Source organism: Pseudomonas sp. GL93, assembly GCF_003408955.1.
Classification (GTDB): Bacteria; Pseudomonadota; Gammaproteobacteria; order Pseudomonadales; family Pseudomonadaceae; genus Aquipseudomonas; species Aquipseudomonas paracarnis.
Genome location: NZ_NKRF01000058.1, coordinates 1 through 15,198, shown reverse-complemented (window position 1 = coordinate 15,198; position 15,198 = coordinate 1). Strand labels below are relative to the sequence as shown.

The 15,198-nt window shown below is 60.8% G+C and carries 12 protein-coding genes; 8 read left to right on the top strand and 4 right to left on the bottom strand.

Features of this window, described 5'->3' with window-relative positions; all coding sequences use genetic code 11:
* The first annotated feature begins 89 nt into the window (after positions 1-89).
* The 4 genes from CER19_RS09705 (at position 90) to CER19_RS09685 (ending at position 5,328) form a co-directional block, all read left to right on the top strand.
* Complete coding sequence (locus CER19_RS09705) at positions 90-2,681, top strand: glycosyltransferase (protein ID WP_116666267.1); 2,592 nt, start codon at positions 90-92, stop codon at positions 2,679-2,681.
* A 254-nt stretch (positions 2,682-2,935) separates the two neighbouring features.
* A complete protein-coding gene (dapE, locus tag CER19_RS09695; protein WP_116666265.1) occupies positions 2,936-4,087 on the top strand; it encodes a succinyl-diaminopimelate desuccinylase in 1,152 nt (383 codons plus the stop codon).
* A complete protein-coding gene (locus CER19_RS09690) occupies positions 4,087-4,896 on the top strand; it encodes a putative RNA methyltransferase (RefSeq protein ID WP_116666264.1) in 810 nt (269 codons plus the stop codon). Before dapE ends, CER19_RS09690 begins: the two co-directional genes overlap by 1 nt.
* Positions 4,897-4,950: 54 nt before the next feature.
* Positions 4,951-5,328, top strand: a complete 378-nt coding sequence (locus CER19_RS09685) for a hypothetical protein (RefSeq protein WP_116666263.1) — start codon at positions 4,951-4,953, stop codon at positions 5,326-5,328.
* Between the two features lie 137 nt (positions 5,329-5,465).
* On the opposite strand, the gene CER19_RS09680 is transcribed toward CER19_RS09685, so the two are convergent.
* Positions 5,466-5,675, bottom strand: a complete 210-nt coding sequence (locus tag CER19_RS09680; RefSeq protein ID WP_003189131.1) for a cold-shock protein — start codon at positions 5,673-5,675, stop codon at positions 5,466-5,468.
* Between the two features lie 181 nt (positions 5,676-5,856).
* Between CER19_RS09680 and plsB the strand changes: the two genes are divergently transcribed.
* Genes plsB through CER19_RS09665 form a run of 3 tightly spaced genes read left to right on the top strand, consistent with a single transcriptional unit; the run spans position 5,857 to position 9,547 of the window.
* Positions 5,857-8,376 carry a glycerol-3-phosphate 1-O-acyltransferase PlsB gene (plsB, locus tag CER19_RS09675; RefSeq protein ID WP_116666262.1) on the top strand — a complete coding sequence of 840 codons (2,520 nt, stop codon included), beginning with the start codon at positions 5,857-5,859 and terminating at the stop codon, positions 8,374-8,376.
* Positions 8,377-8,427: 51 nt separating this feature from the next.
* Positions 8,428-8,829, top strand: coding sequence for a YbaY family lipoprotein (locus CER19_RS09670; RefSeq protein WP_014717218.1), 402 nt, complete (start codon positions 8,428-8,430; stop codon positions 8,827-8,829).
* Between the two features lie 28 nt (positions 8,830-8,857).
* Positions 8,858-9,547, top strand: coding sequence for a DUF4197 domain-containing protein (locus tag CER19_RS09665; protein WP_003189124.1), 690 nt, complete (start codon positions 8,858-8,860; stop codon positions 9,545-9,547).
* A gap of 92 nt (positions 9,548-9,639) precedes the next feature.
* Here CER19_RS09665 and CER19_RS09660 read toward each other — a convergent pair whose 3' ends face one another.
* From CER19_RS09660 to CER19_RS09650, 3 genes are all read right to left on the bottom strand, one after another.
* Positions 9,640-9,879 carry a type III secretion protein gene (locus CER19_RS09660; RefSeq protein WP_116666261.1) on the bottom strand — a complete coding sequence of 80 codons (240 nt, stop codon included), beginning with the start codon at positions 9,877-9,879 and terminating at the stop codon, positions 9,640-9,642.
* Positions 9,880-10,021: 142 nt separating this feature from the next.
* Positions 10,022-13,087 carry an efflux RND transporter permease subunit gene (locus CER19_RS09655; RefSeq protein WP_116666260.1) on the bottom strand — a complete coding sequence of 1,022 codons (3,066 nt, stop codon included), beginning with the start codon at positions 13,085-13,087 and terminating at the stop codon, positions 10,022-10,024.
* A 4-nt stretch (positions 13,088-13,091) separates the two neighbouring features.
* Entirely contained in the window at positions 13,092-14,192 is a 1,101-nt protein-coding gene (locus tag CER19_RS09650; RefSeq protein ID WP_116666259.1) for an efflux RND transporter periplasmic adaptor subunit, read from the bottom strand.
* Positions 14,193-14,285: 93 nt separating this feature from the next.
* Between CER19_RS09650 and CER19_RS09645 the strand changes: the two genes are divergently transcribed.
* Positions 14,286-14,942 (top strand): TetR/AcrR family transcriptional regulator, encoded by a 657-nt coding sequence (locus CER19_RS09645; RefSeq protein WP_116666258.1) that lies wholly within the window; start codon positions 14,286-14,288, stop codon positions 14,940-14,942.
* The last annotated feature ends 256 nt before the right edge of the window (positions 14,943-15,198 follow it).

Genomic DNA, 15,198 nt, shown 5'->3' with positions numbered 1-15,198 from the left:
CGCTCAGGGAAGGGCCGGTGTAGGATGCGCGCCGTTCGGCGTAGGCCGACACCTCTTTCGTTCCGCACCCTTTGGAACCCGACATAACCATGGCATCGCGTAAATTTGGACTCAACCTGGTGGTGGTGCTGGCAATTGCCGCGCTGTTCACCGGTTTCTGGGCGCTGATCAACCGCCCGGTCACCGCTCCCAACTGGCCAGATCAGATCTCCGGTTTTTCCTACTCGCCGTTCCAGCAAGGCCAGTACCCGCAGAAAGACCAGTACCCTACCGACGAACAGATGCGTCAGGACCTTGCGATCATGAGCAAGCTGACGGACAACATCCGTACCTACTCGGTGGACGGCCCCCTGGGGGATATTCCCAAGCTGGCCGAAGAGTTCGGCCTGCGCGTGACCCTGGGGATCTGGATCAGCCCAGACCTTGAGCGTAACGAGCGGGAGATCCAGCGCGCTATCGAGATCGCCAACACCTCGCGCAGTGTCGTGCGCGTAGTGGTGGGCAACGAAGCGTTGTTCCGTGAAGAAATCACCCCCGAAGCCCTGATCGTGCTGCTCGACCGCGTGCGCGCCGCCGTGAAAGTCCCGGTGACCACCTCCGAGCAATGGCACATCTGGGAAAAGAACCCGCAACTGGCCAAGCACGTCGACCTGATCGCCGCGCACATCCTGCCGTTCTGGGAATACATCCCGATGGACAAGGCCGGCCAGTACGTCCTCGACCGCGCCAAGGACCTGAAGAAAGCCTTCCCGAAAAAGCCACTGCTGCTGTCGGAAGTGGGCTGGCCGAGCAACGGCCGTATGCGCGGCGGTAATGAATCGTCGCCGGCAGACCAGGCGATTTACCTGCGTACGCTGGTAAACAAGCTCAACCGCCAGGGTTACAACTACTTTGTGATCGAGGCGTTTGACCAGCCGTGGAAGGTCAGCGACGAAGGGTCGGCGGGTGCGTATTGGGGTGTATTCAACGCCGCCCGCCAGCAGAAATTCAATTTTGACGGCCCGGTGGTGGCGATTCCGCAATGGCGGGTACTGGCCATCGGTTCGGTGGTGCTTGCACTGCTGTCCCTGACCCTGTTGATGATCGATGGCTCGGCCCTGCGCCAGCGTGGCCGTACCTTCCTGACCTTCATTGCGTTCCTGTGCGGGTCAGTGCTGGTCTGGATCGGCTACGACTACAGCCAGCAATACAGCACCTGGTTCAGCGTGACGGTCGGTGTGTTGCTGGCACTCGGCGCGCTGGGCGTGTTCATTGTGTTGCTGACCGAAGCCCATGAGTTGGCAGAAGCAGTGTGGACCCACAAGCGCCGGCGTGAATTCCTGCCCGTGGAAGGCGACTCGGACTACCGCCCGAAAGTGTCGATCCATGTGCCGTGCTACAACGAGCCGCCGGAAATGGTCAAACAGACCCTCGACGCCCTGGCCGCCCTCGATTATCCGGACTACGAAGTCCTGATCATCGACAACAACACCAAGGACCCGGCGGTGTGGGAGCCGGTACGCGACTACTGCGAAACCCTCGGCCCGCGCTTCAAGTTCTTCCACGTTGCGCCCCTGGCCGGCTTCAAGGGCGGCGCACTGAATTACCTGATCCCACACACCGCCAAGGATGCCGAAGTGATCGCGGTGATCGACTCGGACTACTGTGTATCGCCGAACTGGCTCAAGCACATGGTGCCGCACTTCGCCGACCCGAAAATCGCCGTGGTGCAGTCGCCCCAGGATTACCGCGACCAGAACGAAAGCACCTTCAAGAAGCTCTGCTACGCCGAGTACAAAGGCTTCTTCCATATCGGCATGGTCACCCGTAACGACCGCGACGCGATCATCCAGCACGGCACCATGACCATGACCCGCCGCTCGGTGCCCGAAGAGCTGGGCTGGGCCGACTGGTGCATCTGTGAAGACGCCGAGCTGGGCCTGCGCGTGTTCGAAAAAGGCTTGTCGGCGGCGTACTACCACGACAGCTACGGCAAGGGTTTGATGCCGGATACCTTCATCGACTTCAAGAAACAGCGTTTCCGCTGGGCCTATGGCGCGATCCAGATCATCAAGCGCCACACCGCCAGCCTGTTGCGCGGCAAGGACACCGAGCTGACCCGCGGCCAGCGCTACCACTTCCTCGCGGGCTGGTTGCCGTGGGTGGCCGATGGCATGAACATCTTCTTTACCGTCGGCGCCCTGTTGTGGTCCGCGGCGATGATCATCGTGCCGACCCGGGTCGACCCGCCGCTGCTGATTTTCGCGATCCCGCCGTTGGCGTTGTTTGTGTTCAAGGTCGGCAAGATCATCTTCCTCTACCGCCGTGCGGTAGGTGTGAACTTGAAAGACGCGTTCTGCGCGGCTTTGGCTGGGTTGGCGTTGTCCCACACCATCGCCAAGGCGGTGTTGTACGGCTTCTTCACCAGCAGTATTCCGTTCTTTCGTACACCGAAAAACGCGGATAACCACGGCTTCTGGGTGGCGATTTCCGAAGCCCGCGAAGAAATGTTCATCATGCTGCTGCTGTGGGGCGCGGCGCTGGGGATCTACCTGGTGCAAGGCCTGCCGAGCAACGACATTCGCTTCTGGGTGGTGATGTTGCTGGTGCAGTCGCTGCCCTATGTGGCGGCGCTGATCATGGCGTTCTTGTCGTCGCTGCCCAAACCTTCGGCGGCGCCTGAGGCCACACCGGCGGCGTAAAAAGTCACGCAATGCACTAAACGGCGGCCCTTGGCCGCCGTTTTGCTATAAGATAACGGCCCTTTTGTGAGACTTGGCCTGGCCCAATTCTATGTGGGAGCTGGCTTGCCTGCGATGCAGACGCCGCGGCCTGACAGGCACACCGCAGCGATGCTATCGCAGGCAAGCCAGCTCCCACATTGGAATTGCGTTGCTCCACGCTCTGTATTTCCACATTCGTCCTGCGCCCATCACACGCTTTCCGGAGTTCCCCCATGACGGCCCATGCCGACCTTTCGCCGACCCTTCAACTTGCCATCGACCTGATCCGTCGCCCGTCGGTCACGCCGATCGATGCCGATTGCCAGAAGCTGATGATGCAGCGCCTGGGCGACGCCGGTTTTGCGCTTGAACCGATGCGCATCTTCGACGTGGATAACTTCTGGGCCACCCACGGCAAGCACGAAGGCCCGGTGCTGTGCTTTGCCGGTCACACCGACGTGGTGCCGACCGGTCCGGTACAGGCCTGGCAGAACGACCCGTTCGACGCGTTGATCGACGAAAACGGCATGCTCTGTGGCCGTGGCGCGGCGGACATGAAAGGCAGCCTGGCGGCGATGCTGGTGGCAGCGGAACGTTTCGTCAGCGACTACCCGTACCACAAGGGTTCGGTCGCCTTCCTGATCACCAGCGACGAAGAAGGCCCGGCGCACCATGGCACCAAGGCCGTGATTGAACGCCTGGCCGCACGCAAGGAGCGCCTGGACTGGTGCATCGTCGGCGAACCGTCAAGCACCAGCCTGGTGGGCGACGTGGTCAAGAACGGCCGCCGTGGCTCCCTCGGCGCCACCTTGACCGTACGCGGTGTACAGGGCCATGTGGCTTACCCGCACCTGGCGAAGAACCCGATCCACCTGGCGGCACCGGCCCTGGCCGAACTCGCTGCCGAGCATTGGGATGACGGCAACACGTTTTTCCCGCCGACCAGCTTCCAGATTTCCAACCTCAATTCCGGTACCGGCGCCACCAACGTGATCCCGGGTGACCTGACGGTGGTGTTCAACTTCCGTTTTTCCACCGAGTCCACCGTCGAGGGCCTGCAACAACGGGTCGCGGCCATTCTCGACAAACATGGCCTGGACTGGCATGTAGAGTGGGCGCTGTCGGGCCTGCCGTTCCTCACCGAGCCAGGCGCTCTGCTGGATGCGGTGTCGGCCAGCATCCTGGCGATCACCGGGCGTGAAACCCAGGCGTCCACCAGCGGAGGTACCTCCGATGGGCGCTTCATTGCGACGTTGGGCACCCAGGTGGTCGAACTGGGCCCGGTCAATGCGACGATCCACCAGGTCAACGAACGCATCCTGGCTAGCGACCTCGACGTGCTCACCGAAATCTACTACCAGACCCTGATCAAGTTGCTCGCCTGATGCTTGCCTGCCCCATTTGCAGCGCACCGCTCAATGCGGTGGACAATGGCGTGGAGTGCCCGGTCGGGCACCGTTTCGATCGCGCGCGCCAGGGTTACCTGAACCTGTTGCCGGTGCAGCACAAGAACAGCCGCGACCCGGGCGATAACCTGGCCATGGTCGAGGCACGCCGCGACTTCCTCAACGCCGGGCACTACGCCCCGGTGGCCAAGCGCCTGGCCGAACTGGCCGCCGAGCGCGCACCACAGCGCTGGGTGGACATTGGCTGTGGCGAGGGTTACTACACTGCGCAAATCGCCCAGGCCCTGCCGGATGCCGATGGCTACGCGCTGGATATCTCCAAGGAAGCGGTCAAGCGCGCGTGCAAACGCAACCCAGCGCTGACCTGGTTGATCGCCAGCATGGCCCGCGTGCCATTGGCCGACGCCAGCTGCCAGTTCCTCGCCAGCGTGTTCAGCCCGTTGGACTGGGAAGAGGCCAAGCGCCTGCTCAGCCCCGGCGGCGGCTTGATGAAAGTAGGCCCCACCCGCGGCCACTTGATGGAACTGCGCGAGCGCCTGTACGACGAAGTGCGCGAATACACCGACGACAAACACCTGGCCCTGGTGCCGGACGGCATGAGCCTTGCTCACAGTGAAATCCTGGAATTCACCCTGAGCCTGGCCGAAGCCCAGGACCGCGCCAACCTGCTGGCGATGACGCCCCACGGTTGGCGTGCCAGTGCCGAGCGCCGCCACGAGGTGATCGAGGCGGCTGCGCCGCTGCAGGTCACGGTGTCGATGCGCTACGATTATTTCGTGCTTCAATGACCGACTTTCACCCATCCGCGAATGGATTTTCGAATCCCGCAACGAGGAACATCCATGCGCCAACCCGATATTGAGATTTACCTGAAGGACGCCGACGTCGATCACAAGGCCATCGCCGCCTGGCTGGGCGCCGCTCTGGGCCCGTGCACCGACTGGGTCCAGAAAGGCCAGACCTACAAGTGCAAGGCCGGCAGCGTGCCGATTACCTGGCTGCCCAAGGCGGTGGGCAAATGGAACAGCCTGTACCTGGAAAGCGACGAGACCCCGTGGGACGACGACATAGCCTGCGCCCGCGCCGCGTTTGCCGCGCTGAACGTCGAAGTGCGTTGCGCGCCGGGCACCTGGGTTGAGGAAGAAGGTGAGGAAAGTGCCGACACCTGGATTCGCATCAGCGAAGACGGTGAAGAACAGATCACTTGGAAAACCGCCTGACAGCGGATTGCTAACCCAATCAATGTGGGAGCTGGCTTGCCTGCGATGCAGACACCTTGGTCTATCAGTCAGACCACAGTGATGCTATCGCAGGCAAGCCAGCTCCCACAGTTGATTGGGTTATCAAAACAAAGTTGTTACAGGCCGACCACATCCTCCGCCTGCAAGCCCTTCTCGCCGGTCACCACGGCGTATTCCACCTGCTGGCCCTCGGCCAACGAGCGGTGGCCTTCACCGCGAATGGCGCGGTAGTGCACAAACACATCCTTGCCATCTTCACGCTGGATAAAGCCATAGCCCTTTGCATCGTTGAACCACTTCACATTGCCGGTTTCGCGCGTTGTCATCTGTTCACTCCCACTGGTTTTTTTATTGTTAAGTCGCTCGCATTGAACTGCCGAGTATAAGACAGGCTCAAAAACCATCAACTCAACTTTACATCGCTGCTTTTTTGCCGATTTTCGGCGAATACGGCACACTACCCGCCCGAGCGCCTGCTCGGTTTTTTCCACTTGAAGCAGTTCGCCTATGACCCGCTCCCCGTTCCGCCGTCTGGTGTTTGGCACCTTGCGCCGACTGTTGTACCTCTGGGTTCGCTCAGAGACGATCAACCAGTCGTCCCTCACCCTTAACCTGGACCGCAGCCGGCCGGTTTTCTACGTCCTGCAATCACCCTCCCTCACCGAGTTGGCGGTGGTCGACGCCGAGTGCACCAAGGCCGGCCTGCCACGCCCGGTGCTGCCAGTGTCAGTGGGGCCGTTGATGGAGCCTGCGGCGTTCTTCTACCTCACGCCGGATCCGGATTGGCTAGGGCGCCAGGACAAGCGTGGCGCACCGCCCACCCTGACGCGCCTGGTCAACACCCTCACCGAACACGCCGAAGAGAATGCACAAATCATTCCGGTCAGCGTGTTCTGGGGCCAATCCCCTGAAAGCGAGTCCAGCCCGTGGAAGCTGTTATTCGCCGACAGCTGGGCGGTCACCGGGCGTCTACGCCGGTTATTGAGCATCCTGATCCTGGGGCGCAAGACCCGCGTGCAATTCTCCGCGCCTATCAACCTGCGTGAATTGATCGAGCACAATAAAGGCCACGAACGTACCGTGCGCATGGCCCAGCGCATCTTGCGTGTGCACTTTCGTAACCTGAAGACGGCGGTGATCGGCCCCGACCTGTCCCACCGCCGTAATCTGGTGAAGGGCCTGGTGAATATGCCGCTCGTGCGCCAAGCCATTTCTGATGAGGCTGAACGCGAAAAAATCTCGCCGGAAAAAGCCAAGGCCCTGGCCCTGCGCTATGGCAACGAGATTGCCTCGGACTACACCTACACCGCGATCCGCTTCCTGGAAGTGGTATTGAGCTGGTTCTGGAACAAGATCTACGACGGCATCAAGGTCAATAACATCGAAGGCGTGCAAAAGGTGGCCCAGGGCTACGAGGTGATCTACGTGCCTTGCCACCGCAGCCATATCGACTACCTGCTGCTGTCCTACCTGCTGTTCAAGAACGGCCTGACCCCACCGCACATCGCCGCCGGCATCAACCTCAACATGCCGGTGATCGGCAGCCTGCTGCGCCGTGGCGGTGCGTTTTTCATGCGTCGCACCTTCAAGGGCAACCCGTTGTACACCTCGGTGTTCAACGAATACCTGCACACCCTGTTCACCAAGGGCTTCCCGGTGGAGTACTTCGTCGAAGGCGGCCGCTCGCGCACCGGGCGCATGCTGCAACCGAAAACCGGGATGCTGGCGATTACCCTGCGCAGCTTCTTGCGCTCCTCGCGCATGCCTATCGTGTTCGTGCCGGTGTATATCGGCTATGAGCGTGTCCTCGAAGGCCGCACTTACCTGGGCGAACTGCGTGGCGCCAGCAAGAAGAAAGAGTCGATCTTCGATATCTTCAAAGTGGTCGGCGCGCTCAAGCAGCGCTTCGGCCAAGTGGCGGTCAACTTTGGCGAACCGATCAAGCTGGCAGAGTTCCTCGACGCCGAGCAACCGGACTGGCGCGCCCAGGAACTGGGGCCGAACTACAAACCGGCCTGGCTCAACGAAACCACCAATCGCCTCGGCGAACAGGTGGCGCGTCATTTGAACGAAGCCGCTGCGGTGAACCCGGTGAACCTGGTGGCGCTGGCACTGCTGTCCACCACCCGCCTGGCCCTGGATGAACAGGCCATGGCCCGCCAGCTGGACCTGTACCTCGCGCTGTTGCGTCGTGTGCCCTACTCGCCCCACACCACCCTGCCGGAAGGCGATGGCCTGGCGCTGATCAAGCACGTCAAGGACATGAACCTGTTGTCCGAGCAGAGCGACGCCCTGGGCAAAATCGTTTATCTGGATGAGCAGAATGCCGTCCTGATGACCTACTACCGCAACAACGTACTGCACATCTTCGCCCTGCCGGCGTTGCTGGCGAGCTTCTTCCAGAGCAGCTCGCGGATGAGCCGCGAACAGATCCTGCGCTACACCCACGCGCTTTACCCGTACCTGCAATCGGAACTGTTTATTCGTTGGTCGTTGGACGACTTGGACAACGTGGTCGACCAATGGCTGGACGCGTTTGTCGAACAAGGCCTGCTGCGTTTCGAAAACGCCGTGTACCTGCGCCCGGCGCCGAGCTCTCGGCACTTTGTGCTGCTGACGCTGCTGTCCAAGAGCATCGCCCAGACCCTGCAACGCTTCTACATGGCGATCTCGTTGCTGCTCAACAGCGGCCAGAACAGCATTAGCGCCGAAGAGCTGGAAGACCTGTGCACGATCATGGCCCAGCGCCTGTCAATCCTGCACGGCCTCAACGCTCCGGAATTCTTCGACAAGAGCCTTTTCCGACATTTCATCCAGACGTTGCTGGAGCAAGATGTGCTGCGTCGCGATGAAGCTGGCAAGCTGGGCTATCACGACCTGCTCGGCGAACTGGCCGAAGGCGCGGCCAAACGCGTATTGCCCGCGGATATTCGCCTGTCGATCCGCCAGGTGGCCTTGCACCGCGTGGACGGCGCAACCGAGGCCGCGGCCGAACCGGTTGCCGTCAACCCTGAAGAAAACCGCTAGATTGAACGAGGCGCCGGGCGGATTCCGGCGCCGTTGAAAAGGAGTTGCACCGTGAAAAAACTCATCCTCCTGGGCCTGACTGCCCTGCTCGGAGCCTGCCACTCGATGACCCCAACCCCGAAGGCCAGTCTGGACGGCGAAGTGTTCTACCTGCAACGCATCGCCCTGCCGCCGGCCGCCACCTTGAGTGTCAGCCTGCAGGACGTGTCCCTGATGGACGCCCCGGCCGTGACCCTCGCCGAACAGAAAGGCCCGGTCAAAGGCCAGGTGCCGCTGCCGTTTCACCTGAGCTATGACCCGGCCCAAGTCAAACCGGGCCACACCTATTCGGTCAGCGCTCGCATCGAGCTGGACGGCAAGCTACTGTTTATCACCACCGAGCGGCACACCGTGCAACTCAACGGCCAGGACCCGCAACCGCTGCGCCTGCGGGTGGATGCGGCCGCACACTGATCATTCCCACTTCATAAGGAAAGCGCCCATGCTCCGCAAATCTCTTCGCCTCACCGCCCTGTGTGCTGGCTTGCTGTTCGGCGCCAATGCCATGGCTCTGGATCTCGGCAGCCTGTCCCAGGGTGACGCCAGCGGCGGCCTCAAGGATGCCTTGACCCAAGGTGCACAGATTGCTGTGAAACAACTCGGGACGCCCGGTGGTTTCAGCAACAACCCGGACGTGAAGATCGGCCTGCCGGGCAAACTCGGCAAAGTCGCCGACAAGCTGAAAATGTTTGGTATGGGTGACCAGGTCACGCAGCTGGAAACCAGCATGAACAAGGCCGCAGAAACCGCCGTGACCCAGGCCCAGCCGATCCTGGTCAACGCCGTGAAGAACATGAGCGTGACCGACGCCAAGGGCATTCTCAGTGGAGGCCAGGACTCCGCCACCCAGTACCTGAACAAAAGCAGCCGTGAAGAAATTCGCGCCAAGTTCCTGCCCATCGTCAAGGCCGCCACCGACAAAGTCGGCGTGGCCCAGCAGTACAACGCCCTGGCCGGCAAGGCCGCGGCCTTTGGCGCCGTGGATGCCAAGAGCGCCAACGTCGAAAACTACGTGACCGAGCAAGCGCTGGATGGCTTGTTCAAAATGATCGCGCAGCAGGAAGAAACCATTCGCAAGAACCCGGCGGCAGCAGCCACCAGCTTGGCCAAGAAGGTGTTTGGGGCACTTTAAGCCCTCGCCAGCGATTTGCACTTGGACGTAACGCGGCAAACACTCTGCGGTGCAGAGTGTTTGCAACGGCTGAATATCAGAACTCAGCGCATTCAACGGCCGATTTGAGCGTTGGTATTCGCATTGCTGTTCGCGTTGGAAACACTGTTGTTGATCGTAATATTGCTGGTGGGCTGGGAATGATCGTATTTGAACGATTTGAGCGCGTCCGAAAGCTCACGCCGACTGACGGAGTCATTATGTGAATGTTTGGCGCAAGCGCCACCCATCTGACCGCCGCCCAGCATCATGCCGATCCCCGAGTAAAAGTTTCCCAATGCTTGTAGGAGCATATCTATTTCGCCTCTATGAACGTTCTGGAAATTTTATCCACGTGATAAAAACCACCGAATAAAGTACCTGCGAACAGGTAACTATCTGTGGCAAGCCTGAAAAAAAGGTTCCCATTGGGTCCACCCAAAAACAGTCACAGATTTACTCCACGTCCTTCCTGACCCTGAACCAAGCCGCGTACAACGCCGGCAAGAACAACAGTGTCAACGCCGTCGCCACGATCAACCCCCCCATGATCGCCACGGCCATGGGCCCGAAGAACACACTGCGCGACAACGGGATCATCGCCAGCACCGCTGCCAGCGCCGTCAGCACAATCGGGCGAAAGCGTCGGACGGTGGCTTCGATAATTGCCTGCCAGGGTGCCAGGCCGGCCTTGATGTCTTGTTCTATCTGGTCCACCAGAATCACCGAATTACGCATGATCATGCCCGACAGCGCGATGGTGCCGAGCATGGCGACGAAACCGAAGGGTTGGCGAAACACCAACAGGAACAGGGTCACGCCGATCAGCCCCAACGGTGCGGTGAGAAAGACCATCGCCGTGCGCGAAAAGCTGCGCAGTTGCAGCATCAGCAAGGTCAGCACCACCACGATAAACAGCGGCACGCCGGCCTTCACCGAGTTTTGCCCCCGCGCAGAGTCTTCAACCGTACCGCCCACTTCCAACAGATAGCCGTCCGGCAGCTCGGCACGCACATCGGCGAGCGTCGGCAAGATCTGCTGCACGAGGGTCGCCGGCTGTTCCTTGCCATAGATATCGGCCCGTACGGTCACCGTCGGCAAGCGGTTGCGATGCCAGATGATGCCCTCTTCAAAACCATATTCGAGGGTGGCGATCTGCGACAGCGCCACGCTTTTACCATTGTCGGTAGGCACGGCCAGGCTCGGCAGGCGCGACAGTTCACTACGCTCATGCACGGTGCCGCGCAGGAGGATCTCGATCAATTCATTGTCCTCCCGGTACTGGCTGACGCTGGAACCGGTCAGGGAGCTCTGCAGGAATTTCGACAGGTTGGCGGTGCTCACACCCAGGGCGCGGGCACGGTCCTGGTCGATATTCAGGTACACGATTTTGCTCGGTTCTTCCCAGTCCAGATGCACATTCACCACATGGGTATTTTCGCGAACCTTGGCCGCCACTTTGCGCGCCAGCGCACGGACTTCTTCGATGTGCTCGCCAGTCACACGAAACTGCACGGGGTAGCCTACGGGCGGGCCGTTCTCCAGCCGCGTGACACGCGAACGCAGGTCGGGGAATTGCTCGTTGAGGGTTTCGATCAGCCAGGTGCGCAGGCTTTCACGCTCCTCGATGGTGTTAGCCAGCACCACAAACTGGGCGAAGCTGGCAGCGGGCAATTGCTGGTCCAGTGGCAGGTAAAACCGTGGCGAACCGGTGCCCGCGTAGGCGACATAGTTGTTGATGCCGGCATGTTCCTTGAGCAATGCCTCCAGGCGCTTGACCTGCTCGGCGGTGTTGCTCAGGGAAGCGCCTTCGGCCAGTTTCAGATCGACCATCAACTCCAGTCGACCGGAAGCAGGGAAGAACTGTTGCGGCACGAAGCGGAACAGTGCAACCGAGCCGATAAACAGCAGCAAGGTCAGCACGATCACGGTTTTACGCCGCTGCACGCACCACTCCACCAAGCGCCTTACACGCTGGTAGAAGGGTGTGCCGTAAGGGTCCGGGCCATCGGTGCCGTGTTTGGCCACATGAATCTTCGCCAGGTCGGGCAGGAGTTTTTCCCCCAGGTAGGGCACAAACACCACGGCCGCCACCCAGGAGGCTAGCAGTGCGATGGTCACCACCTGGAAGATCGACCGGGTGTATTCGCCGGTGCTCGATTGCGCGGTGGCAATCGGCAAAAAGCCCGCCGCCGTGATCAGGGTGCCGGTGAGCATGGGGAATGCGGGGCTGGGCCAGGCGAAACTCGCGGCTTTGAGGCGGTCGTAGCCCTGCTCCATTTTGATCGCCATCATTTCCACGGCGATGATCGCGTCATCCACCAGCAAGCCGAGGGCCAGGACCAAGGCGCCCAGGGAAATTTTGTGCAAGCCGATGCCCAGGTAATACATGGGGGCAAAGGTCATCGCCAGTACCAGCGGAATCGCCAGGGCGACGACCATGCCGGTACGCACGCCGAGGGAGAAAAAGCTCACCAGCAAAACAATCGCCAGCGCTTCAGCCAATACCTGGACGAATTCGCCGACGCTGGTCTTCACGGCGGCCGGCTGGTCCGACACTTTGCGCAGCTCCATCCCTGCCGGAAGGTTCTTTTGCAGGCGTGCGAATTGCGCTTCAAGGGCCTTGCCCAATACGAGGATGTCGCCACCGTCGCGCATGGCCACGGCCAGGCCGATGGCATCTGCGCCCATGTAGCGCATGCGCGGTGCCGGTGGGTCGTTGAAGCCTCGATGGATGTCAGCCACGTCACCGATGCGCAAGGTGCGATCCCCCACGCGTATCGGAAAGCTGCGGATCTCTTCCACCGTCTTGAAGTTGCCAGAAACGCGCAGTTGCACGCGCTCAGTGGGGGTTTCAAAGAAGCCGGCGGTGGACACCGCATTTTGTTCCTGCAACGCCTGTTGTACCGCAGCCAGAGGCAAACCGAGGGTGGCGAGCTTGAGGTTGGACAGCTCGATCCAGATCTTCTCGTCCTGCAGGCCGAGCAGCTCGACCTTGCCCACATCCGGGACGCGTTGCAGCTGGATCTGGATGCGGTCGGCGTAGTCCTTGAGCACGGCATAGTCAAAGCCATCGCCGGTCAGGGCGTAGATATTGCCAAAGGTGGTGCCGAACTCGTCGTTGAAAAACGGCCCCTGGATATCCGGCGGCAAGGTGTGGCGGATGTCGCTGATTTTCTTGCGCACCTGGTACCACAACTCAGGAATCTGCGCCGAACGCATCGAATCACGGGCAATAAAGGTGACCTGGGATTCACCGGGGCGGGAGAACGACACGATGCGTTCGTACTCACCGGTCTCCATCAGTTTCTTTTCGATTCGCTCGGTGACCTGGCGGGATACCTCCTGGGCCGTAGCCCCGGGCCAGTTGGTCTTGATCACCATGGCCTTGAAGGTAAAGGGCGGGTCTTCGCTTTGCCCCAACTTGGTGTAGGACAAGGTGCCAACCACGGCCAGCAGGATCATCAGGAACAGTACGATCTGGCGATTACGCAACGCCCATTCGGAAAGATTGAAACCCATGGGACTACTCCTTGGTCGCCAGATTAACCACACGGTTGGAGCGATCCACCGGGCGCACTGGTTGGCCCTCATGGAGTACATGCACACCTGCGGCAACCACCCAATCGGTGGCGGCCAAGCCTTCGAGGACCGGCACGGTGTTTTCGCCAAAGGCACCAATGCGCACGGGAGTGCGTTTAAGGGTGTTGTCCGGTTGTACGCGCCAAACGTAGGACGCACCGTTTTCGGCACTCAGGGCAGACAAAGGTACTGACAGGGGAATGACACCGTCGGCCTGGATGAAAACCCGTGCACTCTGACCCAGTTCGGCGGGAACCTTGCCGCCCGTGAAGGCGACGCGCGCGGCGAAGGTGCGGGATTTGGGGTCGGCGGCAGGAGACAGTTCACGAATGCGCCCGGCGAAACGTTGCTCTGGCTGGCTCCATAACTCCACCGACACTGGCTGGCCGATCTTGAAGCGGCCAAAGCCCTGTTCAGGCAGGCTGATCAATACTTCACGCTCGCCATCGGTGGCCAGGGTGAACACGGTCTGGCCAGCAGAAACCACTTGCCCCACCTCTACGGCCCGCTTGGCGACCACACCGTCCTGAGGCGCACGCAGCACGGCATAGCCGGCCTGGTTGCTCGATACATCGAACTCGGCCTTGATCTGCTTAAGGCGCGCTTCACCGGCTCGGTAGAGGTTTTCGGAATTGTCGTACTGCGACCGACTGACCATCTGCCGATCCATCAAGGTCTTGTAGCGATCTCGCTCCGCACGCACCAAGCTCAGATTAGCCTCTGCGGCGGCTACTTGGGCGCGGGTCGCTTCCAGTTGCAAGCGCACGTCCTGGGGGTCGAGTTCGGCCAGCGGCTGGTTGGCCTTGACCCGCTCGCCCTCCCCCCCCGGGCGCTTGCTGACTTTACCGCCGATGCGAAAGGCCAGGTCCGGCTCATAACGGGCACGCACCTCACCGGGGTAGCTGTCCATTGCCTGTGCCGAAGGCTGGGGTTGCACCACCATGGCCGGGCGTACGGTGGTCTGGGCCGCTTCTTCATGGCCGCAAGCGGCCAACAGGAAGACCAGGCTGACAGGCAAAGCAAGGGGCAGGAAAGCGCTGCGCATGCTGAAGGACCTTTCGCAAATAGAGCTTGGAATAATTATACTGGCCGGTATGTTATTAATACCAAACTCACCAGTCCAGTATTAAAGGTGAAAATGTCCGACAATCCTCTGAACACCGCAAGCCCCGGGCGCCCCAAGGACATGGCAAAACGCCAGGCAATCCTCGAATCGGCGAAATCGCTGTTCTTGAGCAACGGTTATGCGAACACCAGCATGGACGCCGTCGCCCTGGCGGCCGGCGTATCGAAACTCACGGTCTACAGCCACTTCACCGACAAGGAAACGCTGTTCACCGCGGCGGTGGTGGCCAAATGCGAAGAGCAATTACCGGTGATGTACTTCGAGCTTCCCGAAGGCATGCCCGTCGAGACGGTGCTGCTTAACATCGCCCGAGGCTTTCATCGGTTGATCAACAGCGAGGAGTCGGTAAATTTGCATCGCCTGATGATGACCACCGGCAATCAGGACGTGAAACTCTCCCAGATCTTCTTCAACGCCGGCCCCATGCGCATGCTGCAAGGCATGGAGCGCCTGCTCGGCAAGATTCACCAGGGCGGCGCCTTGAGCATCGACACACCGTTCAAGGCCGCGGAGCACTTCTTTTGCCTGCTCAAGGGCACGGCGAACTTCCGCTTGTTGTATGGCTGCGGCGGACAATTGAGCGCGCAAGAGGCCGAAGAGCATGTGCAGGACGTGGTGAAGTTGTTTATGCGGGCCTATCGCAGCACGGGGCTCGACACCACTGCGTAGGCGGTAGCAACCGACGGTAACCACGATGCGAAGAGAGTCGCTCTTGATCTGCTTTTGATTTTGATCTTAAGCGCCCCGTCAAACCACGCTGGCCGGAACTCGACAGGGATTTGGGGGGTAAACCGGCAGGGATGCCGGTTTAGCCGCCCCGCGCCATGGATGGCGCGTGGCGGCGGCCCACGGATTCAAGCCTGTGTTCGGGCACACCGAGCCCAAGCGAGGTGCCGAGTGGTGGGGCAAGAGCGTTTTGCTGGGC

What these genes read in the sequence shown, in the direction of transcription:
- CER19_RS09645 (WP_116666258.1), top strand. Translation starts at nt 14,286, where the DNA reads ATGTCCGACAATCCTCTGAACACCGCAAGCCCCGGGCGCCCCAAGGAC.
- CER19_RS09680 (WP_003189131.1), bottom strand. Translation starts at nt 5,675, where the DNA reads ATGACAACGCGCGAAACCGGCAATGTGAAGTGGTTCAACGATGCAAAG.
- CER19_RS09685 (WP_116666263.1), top strand. Translation starts at nt 4,951, where the DNA reads ATGCGCCAACCCGATATTGAGATTTACCTGAAGGACGCCGACGTCGAT.
- CER19_RS09690 (WP_116666264.1), top strand. Translation starts at nt 4,087, where the DNA reads ATGCTTGCCTGCCCCATTTGCAGCGCACCGCTCAATGCGGTGGACAAT.
- CER19_RS09660 (WP_116666261.1), bottom strand. Translation starts at nt 9,879, where the DNA reads ATGCTCCTACAAGCATTGGGAAACTTTTACTCGGGGATCGGCATGATG.
- plsB (WP_116666262.1), top strand. Translation starts at nt 5,857, where the DNA reads ATGACCCGCTCCCCGTTCCGCCGTCTGGTGTTTGGCACCTTGCGCCGA.
- dapE (WP_116666265.1), top strand. Translation starts at nt 2,936, where the DNA reads ATGACGGCCCATGCCGACCTTTCGCCGACCCTTCAACTTGCCATCGAC.
- CER19_RS09705 (WP_116666267.1), top strand. Translation starts at nt 90, where the DNA reads ATGGCATCGCGTAAATTTGGACTCAACCTGGTGGTGGTGCTGGCAATT.
- CER19_RS09655 (WP_116666260.1), bottom strand. Translation starts at nt 13,087, where the DNA reads ATGGGTTTCAATCTTTCCGAATGGGCGTTGCGTAATCGCCAGATCGTA.
- CER19_RS09650 (WP_116666259.1), bottom strand. Translation starts at nt 14,192, where the DNA reads ATGCGCAGCGCTTTCCTGCCCCTTGCTTTGCCTGTCAGCCTGGTCTTC.
- CER19_RS09665 (WP_003189124.1), top strand. Translation starts at nt 8,858, where the DNA reads ATGCTCCGCAAATCTCTTCGCCTCACCGCCCTGTGTGCTGGCTTGCTG.